A 556-nucleotide genomic window follows, 5' to 3' on the forward strand; every position below is an offset into this window, starting at 1 on the left:
CTGATAATACAACGCTTGCAAGCGGTGAGGCTCAAATTTTAAGCATAAGCTACGGCATAAGAAACGTGGTCGAGCGAAAGGCTGCGCTTAGGGAGTTTAACAGGGTCTTGGCTGATGGTGGCTACGTAGTCGTGCTTGAATTTACCAAACGCCAAAAAAAGGGCCTTATAACTGCGCTAAGAGATTTTTACCTAAGTAAAATTTTGCCAAGTATCGGTGGCTTTATCTCAAAAAACAAAGAGGCGTACGAGTATCTACCAAGCTCGATCGAAAATTTCTTGGACGCAAAGAGCTTTTGCGATGAGCTAGTTGATGCCGGCTTTGAGATAGAGCTTTGCAAGGGCTTTAGCATGGATATCTCGACACTATTTATCGCTAAAAAGGTCAAAGAGATCAATGCTTAGCGTATCTGAGCTAAACGAAAAAGCAAAGGCACTGCTTGAAGCGACACTTGACTACGTCGAGGTAAGTGGCGAAATTTCGCGCCTAACAAAGCACGCCTCTGGGCACTGGTACTTCACGCTAAAGGACGAAAAGTCAAGCATCTCAGCCGTGA

Annotated in this window: 2 protein-coding genes; both read left to right on the top strand. The window is 45.0% G+C overall.

Translation table 11 applies throughout. The annotated features are described in order from the left end of the window. Positions 1 to 404, top strand: a 404-nt coding sequence (locus tag CYP05_RS00985) for a class I SAM-dependent methyltransferase (RefSeq protein WP_181001139.1), incomplete at its 5' end; no start/stop codon positions are given. Next, positions 397 to 556 (top strand): exodeoxyribonuclease VII large subunit (locus CYP05_RS00990; RefSeq protein ID WP_181001140.1); only part of this gene is annotated, 160 nt, incomplete at its 3' end. The genes CYP05_RS00985 and CYP05_RS00990, both read left to right, overlap by 8 nt.

It is taken from the genome of Campylobacter concisus (genome assembly GCF_002913545.1).
Taxonomy (GTDB): domain Bacteria; phylum Campylobacterota; class Campylobacteria; order Campylobacterales; family Campylobacteraceae; genus Campylobacter_A; species Campylobacter_A concisus_AV.